Origin of the sequence: Halomicronema sp. CCY15110, assembly GCF_016888165.1 — a bacterium.
GTDB lineage: Bacteria > Cyanobacteriota > Cyanobacteriia > Phormidesmidales > Phormidesmidaceae > Halomicronema.
In genome coordinates this window covers 1-19,668 of record NZ_JACSWC010000234.1, presented here as the reverse complement: position 1 = coordinate 19,668, position 19,668 = coordinate 1, and the positions used below count along the sequence as shown (strand labels likewise).

The window sequence follows — 19,668 nt, the reverse complement described above, 5'->3', positions numbered from 1 at the left end:
CCATTCGCCCCCGGACACGAGGCCAGTCATGCAAGACGCGATCGCCACTGCCCTGGAAAAGAAGGACTTTCGCACCGCTGCCAAATTGCTCCAGCAGTGGCGACAGCAAGACGCCAAAGATCCCCGCTTTTTGCTGATGGCGGGTCAGTATCAAGAAGCTACCGAGCGCTGGGAGCAAGCCGAGAAAGCTTATTTGGCGGTCTTGCGGCAGGTCACCAGTGCCAAAATCATGGCCCAAGCCCGCCAAGGCATTCAGCGGGTGCAGGCCAGCGTCGCCCAAGCCAAAGAGCACGCCCTGGAAACCGCCCGGGCCCAGCCCTCGGGCCAAGATCCTGGGCTCATGTGTTTAGAGCCCGTGGTGGGTGAACCCCGTCAAACGGCGGCTCAGGGCCTTGCCAAAGTGATGGGCATTGATGCCTACATGGCGCGGTTGCAGGTGCCCAGTCGGAGTTGGCGGCTTTACCGAGTCGGCCCAGTGGGCGATTTGCAATATTACAGTCAGGCTCTTACTGAGGCGCAGATGCCCGCCTTTTGGGTGAAGCTGGCGGATATCAAAAATTTGCCCGTCTTTCGGGTGCAAAATTTTCGGCGGGTGCAGCCCCAGGCGGAAGTCATTTGTATGAACGCCGACGGACAAGTGGGGGCGATCGCGTTTGACTGGAGCGAAGTCACCCAAATGGTGCGGGGGCAGATTCCCCTCTTTGAGTCCGTGGTGGACGTGGGGGCTTGGCGGCAACTCAAACGGGCCGAAAAAACCCAGGACTATGCCGAAGTTGTGGATTTGCACTGTCACGGACGGCGCTGTGTGTTGCGCCTGTGCGATCGCACCTACGATTTTCGCCAGGGCAATCCGCTCCCCAATGCTGAGGCCATTCCCGACAAGGGGTTAGCCATGCGCCCCCAGTGGCAAGCCTTAGTGCAGTATCTGCGCGATCGCGTGACCGGGCCTGATCACGACGGCTTTAGTAAGTTTGGGGATAGCGCGATCGAATTGATCGACCTCCTGCCCCCCCTCAAGCCCCAGTTAGACATCGCTCGCGTCAAAGAAAGTAACTGGGATCCGACCTTTCATCTCTACAGCAGTCTGCACTTTATTCGCTACAACGCTGTCACAGCGGCCTCGGCAAGCTGATTGACCAAACTGTGGAACTGGCTACACCAAGCATGACTCTAGATGCGGTACTGAATAGGTAACCCAGTGCGGTGCAATGCGTGTGACACCACCGTGCCCGACGTTGCCCTGAATGGATGGAATCCCTATGCAGTCGTTTGCCGATCGCCCCTCGTTTGCCGCCGCGCTGGGGCAAAGACTGCAATCTTGGACTCAGCCCGAAGTCTGGATTGCCAGCCTGTCAGCGGGACTGGTCACGGGCATTATCGGCGTCATCCGAGCGATTTCCTACGCCAGCCTAATTTTTTCAGGCCCGTTGGCGCTGCACTTGCCGACCGGGTTGGGCATGACGGTCTTTAGTACGGGCCTGACTTTGGGGGTCGTCGCCCTCACCAGCGGCCTCCCCGGCATGATCGCCACGCCGTTGGCCGCCCCCACCACGATTGTGGCGCTGATGGCAGCGGCGATCGCCACCGAGTTAGCCGGGGCCGACGCCGAGGTGACGTTAGTGACGGTGCTCGCCGCGATCGCCCTCAGTGCGCTGCTCACTGGGAGTCTGCTGCTGGTTTTGGGACTCTTACGGCAGGGCGATCGCATTCGGTTTGTGCCCTATCCCGTCGTTGGCGGCTTTATGGCCGGTACCGGCTGGCTGCTGACCAAAGGCTTCCTGCAAATCACCACGGGCCGCTCGTTTAATCCCTCGCTGCTATTGGATTTAGCCCAGCCGGAAATGCTGTGGCGCTGGCTACCGGGGGTCGGGTTTGCGATCGCCCTCTTAATCGCCACGCGCCGCTGGCAACAATTTTGGGTCATGCCCGCCACGCTGCTGGTCTGTACCGCCAGCTTTTTCGGTGCCCTTCAATTGGTCGATATTTCGCTCGATCAAGCGCGGGCCGCCGGGTGGCTGCTCGGCCCCTTCCCCGACGGGGCACAGCTCTGGCAACCGCTGACCGTCGGGGCAATCGCGCAAATTCAGTGGAGCGCGATCGCCCATCAAGCCGACAGCCTGGTAACGGTGATGTTTGTCACCCTGTTATCGCTGCTGCTCAGCAACAGCAGTATTGAGCTGATCGTCGGGCGTGACCTCAACCTCAATCGCGAAATGAAGTCCGTCGGGCTCGCGAATCTGCTGTCGGGATTGGGCAGCGGCATGGGCGGCACCCAAGCTCTTCCCAGCACCCTGCTCGTTAATGATCTGGCGGCGAATTATCGACTCACGGGCCTGATCGCGGTGCTGCCGTCCATTGCCGTGTTGGCTTTGGGCTCGGCCTTTTTGGCCTATCTGCCCAAAGCGGTGCTCGGCAGCCTGATTCTCTATCTGGGCCTCTCGCTGCTATGGCAGTGGCTGTATCAGGCCTATTTCAAATTGCCGTTGAGCGATTATTTGACCGTTTTGCTCACCCTCGTTTTAATCGACTGGCTCGGTTTTTTACCCGGCATTGCCGTCGGCTTTGTCATGACGGTGGTGCTGTTTATGTATCGCTACAGCCAGGTCGATGTGGCGCAGCAGGTCTTTTCGGGCGCGACTGGACACAGCAATACCCTGAGCCGGACGCCTGAACAAGCGGCGCTGCTGGCCCAGCAGGGGCAGCAAATTTACGCGCTGGAACTCCAGGGCTTTCTATTTTTTGGCACGGCCAACTATTTATTGAATAAGGTGCGCGATCGCCTCACCCAGTCCTCCGACTCGGCCACCGCCACCGTGCCCCTCCGCTACGTCGTCATTGATTTTCGCCAGGTGACGGGGCTGGACTCCTCCGCCGTCCTCACCTTCAACAAAATCCTGAAACTGGCTCGCCAGGAACATTTCACGCTGGTGTTGACCAACCTCTTGCCCGACTGCGCCGCCGCTTTGGAACGGGGAAAAGGACTCGACTTTGAGAGCGATCGCTGCCAGATATGCCCCGACCTCGACCGGGGATTGGCCTGGTGTGAACACCAACTGCTGGCCCCAGCCAACCTTTCAGACCCGCCCCCAGCCAGTCTGTCATCGCTCTTAGAACAACAATTTCTCACCTCGGCCCAAGTGACCCGATTTCTGCCCTATTTAGAACCTCAGGCCGTACCCGCCGGACAGTCGCTCTACGCGGATGCCCAACCCGCCCCCCTCTATTTCATCGAGTCCGGTCAGGTCGATGTCTTGCTCACCCTGGAAGATGGCCGCACCAAGCGCCTACAAACCTGCGCCAGCGGTCAACTGCTGGGGGAGATGCGCTTTTACAAAAAGGTGCCGCTCTCCACTGCTGTCATCACTAAAACCCCCTGCCACCTGTTTGCCTTAACCCCAGCGGCTTATCAGCACATGCAAGCCACTGATCCCGATCTGGTCGAAGCACTACAGCGCCACATCGTGGAATTGCTCTGCGACAGCCTGATCCGTCGGGGTGAGCAACTGCGCGTGATGCAGTGAGATTTGTCGGCTGGGGCCGCGATCGCCCTTTGCCCCTAATGCACCGCGCCTCCCGTTCCCTGTCCCGCGACGACAGAGCCAATTGGGCTCCAAGTCCTGTTGCGCAAAAGGCAACGACAGCGAGGAACGTCTCCGGTGCCGCTCAAACGGTGTCAGACTGCGGCCCATAGGTTGCTGCCATGTGTGCTTGATGGGCTTCCTTACGGTGTTCCAACGCCATTTCCGCCTCCAATTCCTTGCCCAAAAAGTAGTTCAGCAAAGTCCGCACCACGGCAATGATGGCGAGCCGGATCAAGTCGTCGGTGGAGGGCGTCACCGTCGTCGCCAACACATCCGCCCCCAGTTGAAACTCCAGCGCGACCGCGAGCCAGGTGCCAAATCTGAGGCGAATTTGGTTAAAGGGGAATTCTTCACCGCGCCGTTGCCGTCGCCGAATTTGCACAATGAGCTGACCAGTTTTCAACAAACCGAGCATCACGCAAAACACGGAAATTGATTCGAGGATGATTTTGGCCCAGGCCACCAGCCAGTTCAGCCCGTGCTCCCAGCCCTGCAACAGTTCCATTTCCATCACCTCATGCCCTGTTGTACGTTTGATTGGTAGGTCAATTTTGCTTGATTTTGGCGATTCAAACGTAACGATGCGTTGCCCACCGAGCATACAGCGCCGCCAGAAACCCGCTAGGCTTTGGGATCGCTTGCCGTTGAGTCCGCTTCCTCAATGCCATGAGGCAGGGTGTGCGCGATCGCCTCTTGCCCGGTAAACCCGTTCAACTCCTGATCCAAACGGGGCTGAAATGGCAGCGCGATCGCGCTGTGCGGCGTGGGGGGCGGCGTTGTCCTACCATGCCCTCTGCTCAAGCTTTCCGATCTGGCCCGTGGCCCTCAGCGTACTCGGCCCCATTCTCGGCTCCGAAACCGCCATCATTCAAGCCTGAGGCAACTTTGAGCTGGAGCTGTGCAAGGCTTGACGCAGCTGGCCCTGGTGAGCTTGCAAACAGGTTTCCGCTGCGGTGGCCGAAAGACCGCTCCAGTGCATGAGGAGGGCGAGTTTTACCCGCTGACCACTGCGGTCTAACAGGTCAGCGGCGGGGTCGCGCTCAAGGTTCGTCAGGTCACTGAGGATGCGGATGGCGCGATCGCGCAACTTCGTATTGGTCACAGCGACATCGACCATGCGGTTGCCGTACACCTTGCCCAGCTGCACCATCACGCCCGTGGAGAGGATATTCAGAGCCATTTTGGTGACCGTACCTGCCTTCAACCGGGTCGATCCGGCGAGGATTTCGGGGCCGACGACGAGGCGAATGTCGCCATCGTAGTCTGCGGGCACCTGCTCGCGGGGTACACAGGCGATTAGGATGGCCGCTGCCCCCCGCTGCTGGGCGGCCTTTAGTGCGCCGTGCACATAAGGCGTGGTGCCTCCAGCCGTGATGCCCACGACGACATCATGTGCGTGAATGTGGTGCTCGTGAATGATGGCCGCGCCATCTTCAGCAATGTCTTCGAGTCCTTCGGAGCTGCGGATCAGGGCTCCGGCTCCCCCAGCGATGATGCCCTGGACGAGATCGGGCGGGGTGCAAAAGGTGGGCGGACATTCCGAGGCATCGAGCACCCCCAGGCGACCGCTGGTACCCGCCCCGATATAAAACAGCCGCCCGCCCCGCCGCATCGAGTCGGCAATGAGGGTGATGGCGGCAGCGAGATCTGCGCGCGCGCCCGCGATCGCAGCTAAGGTTTGCTGATCTTCAGCATTGACTAAATCGACAAACTCCAATGGTGAAAGTTGATCCAGGTTTTGACTGGCGGGGTTAGCCTGCTCGGTGAGCAAGTGGCCGCGATCAATCGGCGAGTCGGGCAGGGGGGCGTTAGCAAAAGTCACCGGACAACTCCTAGAGCATGATTGAGACAGTAGAGAGAAATGAAAAACTGAGCCGCTTGCTAGTCCCGACAAATGAGCCCGGTCTACCAGGGCAGCGGGCGAGGACAGCGGAGCGATCGCGGTAGCCCCAGTCCACCGCAGTCGGGGAGAGAAACCCAGCCGAAATCAGGTATCGGGACGGTTGAGTTCCCTGGGCCTACCGCCGGATGGTATCGAGATGTTGGAGGTACCAGGCATAGGTTTGCTCAATGCCGGTTTTGAGATCGGTTTGGGCTTGCCAACCCAGCTCCTGCAGGCGCGAGACATCCATCAGCTTCCGTGGGGTGCCATCGGGTTTCGAGGTATCAAACACCAGTTCCCCCTCAAAGCCCACGACTGCTTGCATCGTCAGGGCCAACTCTTTAATGGAAATTTCTGCCCCCGTGCCCACATTAATGAATTCGGGGTAATCATACTGAGCCATCAAAAAGAGCAGGGCATCCGCCAGGTCATCCACATACAAAAATTCCCGCAAGGGTTCGCCCGTCCCCCACACCGTCACCGTGGATGCGCCCGCCACCTTGGCATCGTGAAATTTGCGCATCAGGGCGGGCAACACATGGGAGTTGGCCAGGTCAAAGTTGTCGTTGATGCCATACAGGTTCGTCGGCATCGCGGCAATAAAGTTCACGCCGTACTGCCGACAGTAGTTTTCACAGAGCTTGAGTCCGGCGATTTTGGCGATCGCATATGGCTCGTTGGTGGGCTCTAAAAAGCCTGACAGCAGCGCCTCTTCGCGCATCGGCTGCGGAGCCAGTTTGGGGTAAATACAGGAAGAGCCCAAAAACAGCAGCTTTTGTACTTGATGGCGATAGGCGCTGTGGATGACGTTGGCCTCAATCATCAAGTTGTCGTAGAGAAATTCGCCGCGATACACATTGTTGGCCTGAATGCCCCCCACTTTGGCGGCAGCAAGAAAGACATATTCGGGCTGTTCGGTGGCGAAAAAATCTTCAACCGCCGCTTGCTGCCGTAGATCCAATTGTTTGCTTGATCGCGTGATGACGTTGGTGTAGCCTCGCGCCTGCAACGTACGAACGATGGCACTACCCACCAGGCCATTATGTCCAGCGACAAAGATTTTTGCTTGAGTATCCATCATTCAGCTAGGGGAGAAAGGGTGAGCGGGCAAGACATATCGGGATGCCAACATCGGCGGGGCGGCGACCAGCGCCCACTGATCAGCATCGCCTCCCATTCAGGTTTACCATGCTAGCCAGCCCATCCGTTCGGTCAGAGGCCGGGCAGTCAGACCAGCGTCATCCTGGGGCCGAGCAGTAAAAGCCGCTAGCGCTGGGCACCATCAGCCGTGTCGACCATGCCCTTTTCAGCATGCCCGACTCTGGGGGCATTTATACCAGACGGCAATGATCAAACTGGGTTACCCAATATGGCTCCGGTCAATAGTCCCAACAGACCCCCACCGAGCACGAGTTGCCAGGTCGGCACCTTCAACCGTATCAGGGCAACTAGCGAACCGACGCCAATGAGGGCGGCGATCGCCATCAACACGGGCGATGCCTGCTCGACGATAGCAGTCTGCATCAGGGGAATCGCCGCCGTCGCGATCGCCCCCAACACCGCTGGCCGCACCGCCTTGAGAAACGCCTGCACCCAAGGATTGGCCCGGAGGCGAAGCAATACCGGAGCCCCCGCCATGATGAATAAAAAAGACGGCACAAAGATACTCACCGCCGCGACCAACGCCCCGCTTATCCCCGCCACCTTGAAACCAATAAACGCCGACGTCAGCACCACCGGACCGGGACTAAGTTGTCCAATCGCCACCCCATCGAGAAATTCGCGGCGGGTCAGCCATTGCAGCTGATCCACGACTTCAAATTCCAGTAGGGGAATGATTACCAACCCGCCGCCGAAGGTAAAGGTGCCGGTTTTGAAGAATAACGTCACCAACGGCCAGAAAAACTCGCCGATGCTTTCCCAACCCCAAAAGCTCGATAAAGCTAATACCTCAGTGGGCACCGTTGCCAGCGGCACACTCGTCATCAGCACCAGCGGCAGCCACAGCGGCTGGGCCGACCCGCGACGCGGGCGATACAACACGACTCCCACCAGACCCGCGATGACGAAGGCGACCAGCGGGTTGAAGCGCCACCCCCCGACGGCGAGCCCCACCGCGATCGCGATTGCTACTCCCGGCCAATCGCGGATCGACTTTTTGCCCAGCTTCCAGCAAAAGCCCAGAATGATGGCAATCATGACCGGGGCGATGCCAAAAAATAGCGCGTCTAGCTGCGGTAATGCCTGCCAGCGAAAGTACGCCCAGGACATCCCCACGACAATCAAAAAGGCGGGCGCGATAAACGCGATACCCGCCACCAACGCCCCTAACTGTCCGGCACGGATGTAGCCCAGATAAATGCCCATTTGCGTCGAGGCGGGGCCGGGCAACATTTCACAAATCGCCATCCCGTCGCTGAACTGCTCTTGCGTGAGCCATTGTCGGCGCACCACGGCTTCGTCATTTTGCATGGCAATGTGAGCCTGCGGTCCGCCAAATCCCACACAGCCCAACCGACTAAAAATTTGCACCAGTTCGCGCAGGCGATCGCTCAAGGGCAACGGAGCATCCGTTTGGGGTGAAGACATGGTTCAAACCGCTGATCTGGATGAGCAAAGCAGCCGAGCCGAGCGATGTCGTTAACTGCTCGCCGCTAAATGTCTCTGTATTGTCAAGGAGAACTCGTATTTAGCAGGCTGTGTAGAACACATCGGGGCTTTATCTGCCTAAATGTGAGCTGACGCGATCGCGCTGCCAGACCCTAAACATCCCACCAGCCTCCAGATGGATCGTAGAAACCTTAAGGAAGTCCACAATTAACCGAATCTTTCCAGATAGTTCGATAGATTAAACACAATAGAAGTCCTTTGCCCACCCCCAGACATTTTTATACAAGTCCGGATATCATAGATTCGTAGCCCGATAAAGTGACAAGTTAATAGAATCTGGTCTATGATAGCCTTGGCGCACAATTGGGAGACTTAAATCGTTGTTTCACGCCACGCTACACCAACTCAAAGTTTTTGAGGCCACCGCCCGTCACGGAAGCTTTACCCGCGCTGCTGAAGAGCTGTACCTCACTCAGCCCACCGTCTCAATTCAGGTCAAGCAACTCACCAAAGCCGTCGGGCTGCCCTTGTTTGAGCAAATTGGTAAGCGGTTGTATCTCACCCAAGCGGGACAGCAACTCCTCGATACCTGTCAGCGCGTCTTTGAAGGGCTGGAACAGTTTGAGATGGCGATCGCCGACATCAAAGGGATGAAGCAGGGCCAACTCAGAATCGCGGTCATTACGACTGCCAAGTACTTTGTGCCCCGTCTATTGGGACCGTTTTGCCAACGCTTCCCCGGCATCGACATTTCGCTCAAGGTGACCAACCACCAAAATATTCAAGAGCGCATGGCGAATAACGAAGATGATCTGTACATCATCAGCCAAACTCCGGAACAGCCGGATCTGAAGATCCACCCCTTCCTCGAAAATCCCTTGGTGGTCATCGCCCCCAAGAATCACCCCTTGGTCGGGCAGAAAAATATTCCGATTAAGGCGCTCAGCGGCGAGCAGTTCATCATGCGGGAACCGGGTTCCGGTACGCGGCAAGCGGTGCAGTCGCTATTTGATGAGCACGACGTGGAAGTAAAGGTGCGGCTAGAACTGGGCAGCAATGAGGCCATTAAGCAGGCGATCGCCGGCGGTTTAGGCATTTCCGTCCTATCGGTTCACACCATTATTTCTGAAGGCACGACGGGCGAGTTCGCCATCCTCGATGTCGAACAATTCCCCATCGAACGGCATTGGTACGTGGCTAGCTTGGCCGGGAAGCAACTCTCCGTGGTGGCCGATACCTTCCTCAACTACCTCCTGGAAGAGAGCCAGCCCATGGCTCAAAAACTCTTGCCAGACATCAAACTCGCCACCACCACCGCAGTAGATGAAGTTGATCCCAAATTAGTGGCCTCAGGCAAATAAAGCCGACCTTCTCATCGCTCATCCCATTGTGCAGGGGCGGAGTGTTGTCGCTAGGATCTCACATCTTATACGTTATTTCAGCAATGCTTCGCCCCAGCCTGTAGGCCGATCGCTCCCGCATCAATCGCGGATCACCTGCCGGATGACCTCACCTTGGGCATTGTAAATTTGGATGTCCAAAGGCATCTGGCCCGCCGCATGGGTAGAACAGGAGAGGCAAGGGTCGTAACAGCGGATGCCCGCTTCCACTCGGTTCAAAAATCCTTCCTGGATATCTTCACTGTGGATGTAGTGCTGGGCGATCTGCTTGATGGTCTTGTTCATCGCCAGGTTGTTGTTGCCCGTAGCAATAATCAAGTTCACCTTTTCCAGTAGGCCGTTTTCATCCACTTTGTAATGGTGGAAGAGGGTGCCGCGCGGCGCTTCACTAACCCCGATCGCTTCCAATTCATTCACGCCCGCTTCTGACCGACAGCGATTGGACATCAGGTCGGGATCGTCCATGTACTCTTCGATTTTTTCCAGGCACGCCAGAATTTCGATCAGCCGCGCGTAGTGATACAAGAACGAAGATGTCGGCACACCATCGGCATAGTCGCGAAATTCCCGCAACTCGGCGTCCGCTTTGGGGGTGCCGATGTGGGTGCAGTTGTTCAGCCGCGCTAGGGGGCCAACGCGATACAAGCCGTCGGGGTAACCCAGCGCTTTGTAATAAGGAAACTTCAGGTACGACCAGTCTTCCACCGCTTCGCCCACGAAGTCGGCGTAGTCGTCTTCGCTGAGGTTGTCCTGGACGATGTTGCCCTCGCTATCGGTAAAGCGTAGATGGCCGTCGTAGTGCTCCCAAGCGCCGCCCTTACCCACCAAGCTCATAAAGAGCGAGGGGAAGTTGCCAAAGACTTTCACCTCTTCTTTCATCGGGCCGTTGATGAGCTGTTTGAAGATGTCCAGCCCTTTCTGAGCAGTTTCCAGAGATTCGGGGAGGCGCTCTAGAATCCAGGCCCGACCGTCTGGGGAGAGGGGCGATCGCACTCCACCAGGTACCGTCCAGGCGGCGTGAATCTTGCGTCCGCCGAGGATTTCGATCACCCGCTGACCAAACTGGCGCAGGCGAATCCCCGCCCGAGCTAGGTCAGGATCGGCGGCAATCAGACCAAAGACATTGCGCTTCGCCGGGTCGCTGTCCCAGCCGAGCAGAAAGTCAGGGCTGCTGAGGTGGAAGAAGGATAGGGCGTGGGATTGGGTGATTTGTCCCAGGTTCAGCAAACGACGCAGTTTGTCCGCCGCCTTGGGAATTTTGACGGCGAGAATTTTGTCGCCGGTTTTGGCGGCGCAAATCAAGTGACTGACGGGGCAGATGCCGCAGATGCGGGCGGTAATGCCCGCCATTTCCGTAAAGGGGCGGCCTTCGCAGAATTTTTCGAACCCGCGATACTCCACCACATGGAAGCGGGTATCGGTGACCTCGCCCGCGTCATCCAGCATGACGGAGATCTTGGCGTGGCCCTCGATACGGGTGATGGGATCGATAACGATAGTTTTAGACATGGTTGGTGGCCTCCCTTCGACGGTCGGTGTGGGGAACTTGGGCAGGGAAGCAGTGAATATCAACGTTGCCTGGGGCGATCTCGGGATCGCCTCTGTCTCCCCTCATCAGGGGGGTGGCGTCGTCGGAGCAATCAGCCAGGGCCGGGCGGCCCCTCTGACTCCATATCCACTGCTTCTTTAACAGGACATTAGTCCTCGTAGATGCGAGCTTCGGGGGCGTCAGGATTTTCCTCTAGGTATTTATCGAAGCTGCTTTTTTCGGGGTTTTGATGCTGGTGGGAAACTTCCGCCTGCATTTCTTCGACGATATCCCACGCCGCCGCGCATTCCGAAGAGCTTGCGCCCTTTTCGGCACAGATAGTCCGAGCATCGGCTCGGGCTTGCTCTAACTTTTCGTGGAAATCTTTGCTATCAACACTCATGAAATCAAATCCTCTCGGTCCAGAGCTAATTTACAGAAATTAGACAGAGGTGCTGCATGCCGACTGGAAAAAGTGGCTCACCGGTTGCCCCAGGGCTGGCGTCACAGAGTTTAGTGGCGGCAGACCAGAGGGCGACAACGGTGTGGGTCAGTCGCCTCTATCCAAATTTGATCATCTCACGACCGACCATTTCTGGCGTTTTACCCTGCAACAGTGGTTCCAGAGTGGCGCGAATGCGATCGGCCGAAGGGGGACACCCCGGCATAAAGATATCAATCGGAATGACCTCATGCACAGGGAGGACGCGGTCTAATAATTCGGGGACAATGCCAGGCGCATTGGGGAGATGGGGTTTTTCGTCGGCGAGTTCGATGTAGGCGCGTTCGAGCACGGGCGCGGCGGTTTTGTTGCCCATCATGTTGCGCATGGCGGGCACGTTGGCGGTTACCGCGCAGTCCCCAAAGGAAATTAGGGTTTTGGTTTTGCGACGGATTTCCAGGGCCAGTTCCAGGTTTTCTTCATTGGCGATCGCCCCTTCCACCAGGCACACATCCACCCCTTCGGGATAGTCCTTCAGGTCGGTGCCAATGGGGCTAAACACCACGTCCACTAACCCCGCCAGCTCGATCAGAAACTCATCCAAGTCCAAAAAGGACATGTGGCAGCCGGAGCAGCCCGCTAGCCAAACCGTGGCAAACTTTATCTTGTCCATTCTTGCTTCTCCCGTGCAGTGGTCAGGAAGGCCATCTTGCCGCGATCGCCCTCTTTTTCTCCCGTCGTTTCACCTTTGTGGAAAATTGCGCCCGTCGGACAAGCATCGACACACTTGCCACAGGACGTGCAGGCATCCACCTCGCCCCAGGGCTGATCCAGCCCCGCCACGATAAAGCAGTCAGGTCCGCGACTGCCGACATCCCACACGTGGGCTCCTTCCACCTCATCGCACACGCGCACACAACGGGTACACATGATGCAGCGATTGTGGTCAATGCCAAATTGGGAGTGAGACAGGTCGCAGCCGCGATCGGGGAAGCGATAGCTAAAGCGAGAATGATCCATCCCCACGTCCACCGCCACATCCTGCAATTCGCAGTTGCCATTCGCCACGCAGATCGAGCAAACGTGATTTCCCTCGGCAAAAATCAGCTCCACCGTCATGCGGCGGTAGTTTTGTAACTTCTCTGTCTGCGTGTGAATCACCATGCCTTCGGTGGCAGCGGTGACGCAGGCGGGCAACAGCTTCGGGGTGCCCTCGGCTTCCACAATGCACAGGCGACAAGCCCCCACATCGTGGACCCCTTCCATGTGACACAAGGTGGGAATCGGCACTCCCGCTTCCTTCGCCGCATCCAAAATCGTTTTGCCCGCCTCAATGGCGATCTCTTTGCCGTCAATTGTGAGGGTATTAACTGCCATGCTTTCCTACCTCCGCCAGTTTTGCCAGGAAATTTTCAACATCATCTGTACTCGTGAAGTAACCTTTATGTCCTTCCCACTGTGGTAAGCCGCTGTGATCGTACTGCCAAGGTTGATAGTTGCTTGGATAGCAAGAGATCATGCTTTCCTCACAAACTTTCATGTATTCTGCAAAACGCATAGTAAAGCATCGGAAAAGTAGCCCTTCTTCAGCATTACTATCAGTCACATCCAAACTTAAGATGGCCGCATTTCTTGACAAGCTGTAATCGCCACAGAAAACAAGTGAACTTAAAGTGGTATTTGTCTTCTTGAAGAATTCACTCAGCAAGCCCTGCACAAGCTTTTCATAAATTTTACCCACACCATTCTCTTGCGATAGATTCCTCAGTTCTTCACGAGTCAAATTAGGTTTACGCTTGTAGCCTTTCTTATTTTGACTAGCTCGCTGGACAACACTTGGTTCAATCAAAAAGACTCTTCCCAAGAATTCTTGATCACTTTCATGGTTAAAGTACTGAAACGTTAAAGCATTGATATTGACTCCATAGTCTTCTGAGAGATAGTTGATGATTCTCTCCGAACTTTTGTCAAAGCTAGAGGCAACAACTAAAAGGCTATGATTTTCATTCAGGGCTTCAGGTAGTTCAGTATTGAATTGCCTTTGGAAAGCGTCTTCAAGGTGTAAATTAAATTTCCGGTTAAGGTATTCATCGGCATAGTCGATGACTTGCTCACGCGATAACTCTTTCACCCATGAAGCATAATCGAGAGTCTGTGCCACGACTTCTCTAGGAGTCAAACCTCTTTTGAGTTCAACGACAACTAAATCACCGGATGAGTTGATACAAAGTAAGTCAATGAATCCGCCATAGAACGTCCTGACTTCGCTGCCAATGACCAAAAGATCATTAGAGATTATTGAAATATCAGCTTCTAACCAAGCATGTAAGCGTTGCTCCAAATCAAGAGACGTTTGCTTGATTTCTTGAAGACGATCTTGCTCATTAACTTGCCACAATCGAATGGCTTGAGGCATTTCTATATCCTCCTCATCCCTTCGCAGTGGCTGTGATCGCAGGTTCAGCGGCGTGCCCATTCAGATAGGCAGGCTGCACCAACAGCGAGGTATATTCTTCGGGGAAATACCGCAGGGTGCTCAGCACCGGATTGGGAGCGCTCATACCCAGGCCGCACAGGCTGGTTTCCTGCACCATGTAAGAAAGCTGTTTCAACTGCTCTAAGTCGGTTGCCGTCGCCTGGCCTTTGAGAAGCTTGGTCAGGAGGCTGTGAAGCTGCACCGTGCCAGTCCGACAGGGCACACACTTGCCGCAGGTTTCTTCACGGCAAAACTCCATATAGAAGTGGGCGATTTCCACCATGTTGGTGTTTTGATCCATCACCACCATGCCGCCAGAGCCCATCATGGAGCCGACGGCTTTCAGCGAGTCATAATCTACGGGCGTGTCGAGCAGGTCTTTGGGAATGCAGCCGCCGGAGGGGCCACCCGTTTGCACCGCTTTGACTTCGCCATCGGGGACACCGCCGCCCATCTCTTCCACAATCGTGCGCAGGGTGATGCCCATGGGCACTTCGATCAGACCGTTGTTGCGGATGTTGCCGGTAAGGGCAAAGATTTTGGTGCCTTTGCTGTTTTCGGTGCCGATGCTGGCATAGGCTTCAGCGCCTTCGCCGATGATGTGGGCAATGTTGGCAAAGGATTCCACGTTGTTAATCAAGGTCGGGCAGTCGTACAGCCCCTTCTGCGCTGGGTAGGGCGGTCGGGGGACGGGGTTGCCCCGCGCCCCTTCGATGGACTGAATCAGCGCCGTCTCTTCGCCACAGACAAAGGCCCCCGCCCCGATGCGAATATCCACTTTGAAGTCGAAGGGGGAGTCGAAAATTTGACTGCCCATCAAGCCGTATCTTTTCGCTTGCTTGATGGCCTTTTGCAAGCGGGAAATGGCGAGGGGGTATTCCGCCCGCACGTAGACGTAGCCGTGGTCGGCACCGACGGCATAGCCCGCGATCGCCATCCCCTCCAGCACCAAATGGGGATCGCTTTCCAGTACGCTGCGATCCATAAACGCGCCGGGGTCGCCTTCGTCCCCGTTGCAGATGATGTACTTCTGACCTTCGGGCATTTTGGCGACGGTGGCCCATTTCAACCCGGTGGGATAACCGCCCCCACCCCGGCCCCGCAAACCGCTGTTGGAGACTTCTGCCACCACCTCAGCGGGCGTCATGTCGTGCACCACTTTGTACAGCGATTCGTAGCCGCCGACGGCAATGTATTCTTCAATGCTTTCGGGGTTTACCTTGCCGCTATGCTTGCGCACCACCGGGGTTTGATATGCAAAGAACGGCTGCTCGGGATCAAGCTGCTCAGCTTCCGTCCGGCCTTCTCCCAGGGTGGCCGTCACAATGCTCTCGGCCTCTTGGGGCTTCACTTGGCCGTACAGGTGATTGTCGGGATCAACCTGGACGAGGGGGCCTTGGCCGCAAAAGCCCATGCAGCCCACGCTGACAACTTCGAGGCGATCGCCACACTCCTGTGCTTTGACTGCTGCTTTGAGATTGTTATAAACCTCGGTGGCACTGGCGGCGCGACAGCCGGTTGAGGTGCAGCAGTGGATTCGCGTCGGTCGTTGACGGTCTTTTTCCTTCTGGGCAACTGCTCTGAGTTCGGTTAAGTCCATATGCCCGTCTCCTGTTAACGTCTGGAATCAGTCAGGAATTGATAGTTACAGTGAATTTGCCAGTTTAGGGATGGCGGGGAAGAACCTCACCTAGCCTCTCCTTGCGAAGGAGAGGGACCGGAGCGCTCCTAGAGCATCGGCTCATCCCGCCAGCATCTCGCTAAACCTCTCCTTGCGAAGGAGAGGTGCCGCAGGCGGTGAGGTTAAAATCTTCAACTCAATACCAGTCCCTTGTCTCCCTCTAGGCCCGCAATGCGTTGATTTTGGCGATCGCATCGGCGACCTGTTGTTTACCCGCCACTTCACCGTCATAGACGATAGCCGGGGCAATGCCGCAGGCCCCAATGCAGCGAGCTGACATCAGCGAAATTTTGCCATCTGCAGTGGTTTCGCCCTCTTCAATGCCGAGTTCTGCTTTCAGCGCCGCCATCACCTTGCCAGACCCTTTGACGTAACAAGCCGTGCCCGTACACACGACACAGTTATGCTCCCCATTGGGTTTCAGGCTAAAGAGGTGATAAAACGTCGCCACCCCATACACGCGACTTAGTGGCAATTTCAGGCCATGCGCGACATGCATGAGCACATCTTCATCCAAGTAGCCAAAGGCTTCTTGGGCGGCGTGGAGCACTTCGATCAGCGCATCGGGCTTGAACTGGTTGCGCTTCATCGTGACATCAAGGCGTTTGAAGCGGAGATCGCCTTGATCTTTCTGTTTGTCCTTAGGGGCAACTCCCTCGGCTTGGGCCAGCGTTTCGGTCTTCGATACAGCGGCAGTGGGCATAGCAAACCCTCACTTGAGCATCAGCCCGGTCGGCCCAGCTTTGCGAGACCGACGCAGTTATCTACCGTGGTATCCGACAAGAGCGATCCCCGGTCAAAGCCACAGACATTTTTAACCTTCGCGCACGGAAAAGTTACGCTTCTTAGAAAATATATTCCTCGTAGTTAGAGAACTTTAGCTGCGGCGCTCCTAATCTGTGCCCATCCGTCAGCTCAGCCAGGCACAAAAAAAGAGGGGCGATCGCCCCTCTGTTCGACAAAATGATGATTTTTAGCTCAATAAGCCACCCTTACGATTCTGCGATCTTGACCTTGCGAGCCAGTCCAAGCGCTTGCAGCAGGCGAATGTGCATCCAGGTAATATCGACCTCCCACCATTTCAGACCGTGACGAGCTGAATGTTGGTAAGCGTGGTGGTTGTTATGCCAACCTTCGCCGTAGGTCACCACGGCGACCCACCAGCAGTTGGTCGAAGTATCGTCCGTTTCATAGGTGCGATAGCCAAACTTGTGGGTGGCACTGTTCACAAACCACGTGCAGTGATACACCACCACCAGACGCACAAAGATGCCCCAAATCACAAAGGGCCAGCCACCTAATAGGTAGAGCACTACCCCTAAAGGCACCTGCATCATCAAAAAGTATTTTTCAAAAAACTTGTAAACCGGGTCATCAGCGATGTCGCGAGTGAATTTATGGATTTCCTCTTTCGCTGGCACATCTCTCAGTAGCCAACCCATGTGGCTCCACCAAAAGCCCTTACCCGCATCATGGTGATCATTCGGCTTATCCGAATATCGGTGGTGGTGGCGGTGCAGACCAATCCACACAATGGGGCCATGCTGACAGGCGAGGGTGCCACAAACGACGAAGAAATATTCCAGCCATTTGGGCACTTCAAAACTTTTGTGGGCAATGAGTCGGTGCCAGCCTAGGGTAATCCCCAAGCACCCGGTGATCCAGTGCAACACCAAAGCAACGCCAACGGCGGCCCAAGTGGTATTGCCAGGGATAAAGGCTAATAAAGCCAACCCATGGATTGCCACCATAAACAGGGTTGTAGGCCAATCAATAACTGGTTTTTCTAAATTTTTTATGGCTGTTGTCATTCGCAATTTCTCAGCATTTGAACAGGGATGTACAGGCTCACGGGAGAATACACTCTACACAGTAGAAACTGACTTCCCGATGATATCCCCAGACATTTCTTTCCCTGAGGCCGCACTCTCCCAGTCTTTTTGGGAAATTGACCTGCAAGTTAAGGCAAACTTGAGCCGGGTATTAGCCGCCATGCGTGAGCATAGGGTTGGCAGTCACCATTTTGCCAGTGTGTCTGGGTATGGCCACGACGACTTAGGTCGTGACACGCTTGATCGTGTCTTCGCCGATGTCATGCAGGCAGAAGCCGCGGCGGTGCGAGTACAACTCGTTTCTGGAACGCACGCGATCGCGTGTGCCATGTATGGCGTGTTACGTCCCGGCGACGAATTGCTCGCGGTTGCTGGCTCCCCCTATGACACCTTAGAAGAAGTGATTGGACTCCGTAGCCATCACCAAGGTTCCCTTAAGGATTTTGGGATTACCTACCGAGAATTATCCCTTACTATAAACGGTTCTGTGGATTGGGATCGCCTGGGGGAATCCGTCCGCTCGAATACCCGAATGGTCTTAATTCAGCGATCGTGCGGCTATAGCTGGCGTCGCAGCCTGACAATTGCCGAAATTGAACGCATCGTTCAGATTGTCAAATCACAGAACCCCAATACTATTTGTTTTGTCGATAACTGCTATGGGGAATTTGTGGAAGATCGGGAACCCACCGCCGTCGGTGCTGACCTGATAGCTGGATCGCTGATCAAAAACCCCGGCGGCACGATCGCCACCACGGGTGGCTACCTCGCTGGACGGGCAGATTTGGTGGAAATGGCGCTCTGTCGCCTCACCGCCCCCGGCATTGGCGGCAGCGGCGGCTCCAGCCTGGGCCAAAACCGTCTCTTGTTCCAGGGGCTATTTCTCGCACCGCAAATGGTCGGCGAAGCCATGAAAGGTAACGCCCTGATTGCCCACACCTTTGACCAGCTCGGCTACCCCGTCAATCCCCCCGCTGAGGCCCGCCAGCGCGACGTCATCCAGGCCATCAAGCTCGGCTCTCCGCAAAAGCTGATCGCCTTCTGTAAGGCCATTCAGCAGCACTCTCCGGTCGATGCCTACGTGGAACCCATCCCGGCGGGAATGCCCGGTTACGACAGTGAACTGGTGATGGCGGGCGGCACCTTCATCGACGGCAGCACTTCGGAACTCTCCGCTGATGGCCCCCTGCGGGAACCCTACGTGGTTTACTGCCAGGGCGGCACCCACTGGACCCATGTGGCGATCGCGTTAGACGCGGCGGTGGCAGCGATTCAGCAAGTGAGTTGAGGGGCGGCGCGGGTATGAAATTTGCATGGGATGCCTCCAAAGCGGTTGCTAATCTGAAAAAAATAGGGTGTTAGCTTTGAAGAGGCTAAGACAGTATTTGTGAATCCGTTGGCAGTCATTTTTGATGATGAAACTCATTCTGCTGATGAACGCCGAGAGATCGCGATTGGTCATTCTCAACAGAATCGTTTGTTACTGGTTGCTTTTACCATTCGAACCAGCCATATCCGCCTGATTAGTGCTCGTTTAGCGACTCGCAAGGAGCGTGAGGATTATGAACAATACACCCTCTGATAACTCACATCACTTTGAAGATGAGCTATTGGATGAATACCGCTTTGACTACACCAAGGCAAAACCCAATCGATTTGCGGCCCAGGAAAACACTGCAAAACGCACTGGCGTGGTTTTGGATGACGATGTAGCTCAAGTCTTGACAACGCCGGAATCAGTGAACCGAGTGTTGAGGGCACTGATTGAATCTATGCCACGTTCAGCAGATGGGGAAACTGCTTAGAGACTGCAACTCGGTGGAACCCTACCTGGATCCATCCCGGCGGGAATGCCCGGTTACGACAGCGAACTGGTGATGGCGGGCGGCACCTTTATCGACGGCAGCACTTCGGAACTCTCCGCCGATGGCCCCCTGCGGGAACCCTACGTGGTCTACTGCCAAGGCGGCACCCACTGGGCTCATGTGGCGATCGCGTTAGACGCGGCGGTGGTAGCGATTGAGTTAGCCAATTAGACCCCAGGATTACTACTCCACTTGATTCCAACACTGAATTCTCTTACCCTGAAAAATCAAGGGTGCGGCCATAAGCTGTTAGGCAGTGTGGGACTAGGAACATAACACCTCAGAGGAACTATACTCACTGGTGCAGAAAAGTTTTGGGAGCAAAGTATCGGTAGTCTCATCGTGAGAAAGTCGTCACTTTCGAGAACTCA

The 19,668-nt window shown here is 55.9% G+C and carries 18 protein-coding genes and 2 pseudogenes; 8 read left to right on the top strand and 12 right to left on the bottom strand.

Annotation, left to right across the window (positions count from 1 at the left end; genetic code table 11):
- The first annotated feature begins 28 nt into the window (after positions 1–28).
- A complete protein-coding gene (locus JUK32_RS08670) occupies positions 29–1,132 on the top strand; it encodes a lipopolysaccharide assembly protein LapB (RefSeq protein WP_204138458.1) in 1,104 nt (367 codons plus the stop codon).
- Between the two features lie 127 nt (positions 1,133–1,259).
- Complete coding sequence (locus JUK32_RS08665; RefSeq protein ID WP_204138457.1) at positions 1,260–3,521, top strand: SulP family inorganic anion transporter; 2,262 nt, start codon at positions 1,260–1,262, stop codon at positions 3,519–3,521.
- Positions 3,522–3,663: 142 nt separating this feature from the next.
- Here JUK32_RS08665 and JUK32_RS08660 read toward each other — a convergent pair whose 3' ends face one another.
- Positions 3,664–4,086, bottom strand: coding sequence for a DUF1622 domain-containing protein (locus JUK32_RS08660; protein ID WP_204138456.1), 423 nt, complete (start codon positions 4,084–4,086; stop codon positions 3,664–3,666).
- 232 nt (positions 4,087–4,318) lie between these two features.
- On the opposite strand from JUK32_RS08660, the gene JUK32_RS08655 reads away from it, so the two are divergent.
- On the top strand, positions 4,319–4,459 hold the full coding sequence (locus JUK32_RS08655) for a hypothetical protein (protein ID WP_204138455.1): 141 nt from the start codon (positions 4,319–4,321) through the stop codon (positions 4,457–4,459).
- Here the strand turns inward: JUK32_RS08655 and murQ are convergent.
- The 3 genes from murQ to chrA all read right to left on the bottom strand — a co-directional run bounded on the left by murQ (position 4,450) and on the right by chrA (position 8,052).
- Positions 4,450–5,382 carry an N-acetylmuramic acid 6-phosphate etherase gene (murQ, locus tag JUK32_RS08650; RefSeq protein WP_204138468.1) on the bottom strand — a complete coding sequence of 311 codons (933 nt, stop codon included), beginning with the start codon at positions 5,380–5,382 and terminating at the stop codon, positions 4,450–4,452. The two genes, JUK32_RS08655 and murQ, sit on opposite strands and share 10 nt — an antisense overlap.
- Before the next feature lie 217 nt (positions 5,383–5,599).
- Positions 5,600–6,541, bottom strand: coding sequence for a GDP-L-fucose synthase (locus JUK32_RS08645; RefSeq protein WP_204138454.1), 942 nt, complete (start codon positions 6,539–6,541; stop codon positions 5,600–5,602).
- A gap of 272 nt (positions 6,542–6,813) precedes the next feature.
- Positions 6,814–8,052: a chromate efflux transporter gene (gene chrA / locus JUK32_RS08640; RefSeq protein ID WP_204138453.1), complete on the bottom strand. Its 1,239-nt coding sequence runs from the start codon at positions 8,050–8,052 to the stop codon at positions 6,814–6,816.
- A 401-nt stretch (positions 8,053–8,453) separates the two neighbouring features.
- Between chrA and JUK32_RS08635 the strand changes: the two genes are divergently transcribed.
- Positions 8,454–9,434: a LysR family transcriptional regulator gene (locus tag JUK32_RS08635; RefSeq protein WP_204138452.1), complete on the top strand. Its 981-nt coding sequence runs from the start codon at positions 8,454–8,456 to the stop codon at positions 9,432–9,434.
- A 120-nt stretch (positions 9,435–9,554) separates the two neighbouring features.
- On the opposite strand, the gene JUK32_RS08630 is transcribed toward JUK32_RS08635, so the two are convergent.
- The 8 genes from JUK32_RS08630 to JUK32_RS08595 all read right to left on the bottom strand — a co-directional run bounded on the left by JUK32_RS08630 (position 9,555) and on the right by JUK32_RS08595 (position 17,411).
- A complete protein-coding gene (locus JUK32_RS08630; protein WP_204138451.1) occupies positions 9,555–10,982 on the bottom strand; it encodes a Ni/Fe hydrogenase subunit alpha in 1,428 nt (475 codons plus the stop codon).
- 188 nt (positions 10,983–11,170) lie between these two features.
- On the bottom strand, positions 11,171–11,404 hold the full coding sequence (locus JUK32_RS08625) for a Calvin cycle protein CP12 (protein WP_204138450.1): 234 nt from the start codon (positions 11,402–11,404) through the stop codon (positions 11,171–11,173).
- A gap of 157 nt (positions 11,405–11,561) precedes the next feature.
- Positions 11,562–12,116: an oxidoreductase gene (locus JUK32_RS08620; protein ID WP_204138449.1), complete on the bottom strand. Its 555-nt coding sequence runs from the start codon at positions 12,114–12,116 to the stop codon at positions 11,562–11,564.
- Positions 12,104–12,820 (bottom strand): bidirectional hydrogenase complex protein HoxU, encoded by a 717-nt coding sequence (hoxU, locus tag JUK32_RS08615; RefSeq protein WP_204138448.1) that lies wholly within the window; start codon positions 12,818–12,820, stop codon positions 12,104–12,106. Before hoxU ends, JUK32_RS08620 begins: the two co-directional genes overlap by 13 nt.
- Complete coding sequence (locus JUK32_RS08610; protein ID WP_204138447.1) at positions 12,810–13,859, bottom strand: hypothetical protein; 1,050 nt, start codon at positions 13,857–13,859, stop codon at positions 12,810–12,812. Before JUK32_RS08610 ends, hoxU begins: the two co-directional genes overlap by 11 nt.
- A gap of 13 nt (positions 13,860–13,872) precedes the next feature.
- Entirely contained in the window at positions 13,873–15,519 is a 1,647-nt protein-coding gene (locus JUK32_RS08605) for a NuoF family protein (protein WP_204138446.1), read from the bottom strand.
- Between the two features lie 241 nt (positions 15,520–15,760).
- Positions 15,761–16,303 carry a bidirectional hydrogenase complex protein HoxE gene (hoxE, locus tag JUK32_RS08600; protein WP_204138445.1) on the bottom strand — a complete coding sequence of 181 codons (543 nt, stop codon included), beginning with the start codon at positions 16,301–16,303 and terminating at the stop codon, positions 15,761–15,763.
- A gap of 289 nt (positions 16,304–16,592) precedes the next feature.
- A complete protein-coding gene (locus JUK32_RS08595) occupies positions 16,593–17,411 on the bottom strand; it encodes a fatty acid desaturase (RefSeq protein WP_204138444.1) in 819 nt (272 codons plus the stop codon).
- A gap of 79 nt (positions 17,412–17,490) precedes the next feature.
- On the opposite strand from JUK32_RS08595, the gene JUK32_RS08590 reads away from it, so the two are divergent.
- The 4 genes and pseudogenes from JUK32_RS08590 to JUK32_RS08575 all read left to right on the top strand — a co-directional run.
- Positions 17,491–18,720, top strand: a complete 1,230-nt coding sequence (locus tag JUK32_RS08590; protein ID WP_204138443.1) for a methionine gamma-lyase family protein — start codon at positions 17,491–17,493, stop codon at positions 18,718–18,720.
- A 14-nt stretch (positions 18,721–18,734) separates the two neighbouring features.
- Positions 18,735–19,014 (top strand): annotated as a pseudogene (locus tag JUK32_RS08585) (BrnT family toxin).
- Entirely contained in the window at positions 18,995–19,237 is a 243-nt protein-coding gene (locus JUK32_RS08580) for a hypothetical protein (protein WP_204138442.1), read from the top strand. The pseudogene JUK32_RS08585 and the gene JUK32_RS08580 overlap by 20 nt, the downstream one beginning before the upstream one ends.
- Before the next feature lie 19 nt (positions 19,238–19,256).
- Positions 19,257–19,468 (top strand): annotated as a pseudogene (locus tag JUK32_RS08575) (methionine gamma-lyase family protein); the annotation flags it as partial.
- Positions 19,469–19,668: the final 200 nt, after the last annotated feature.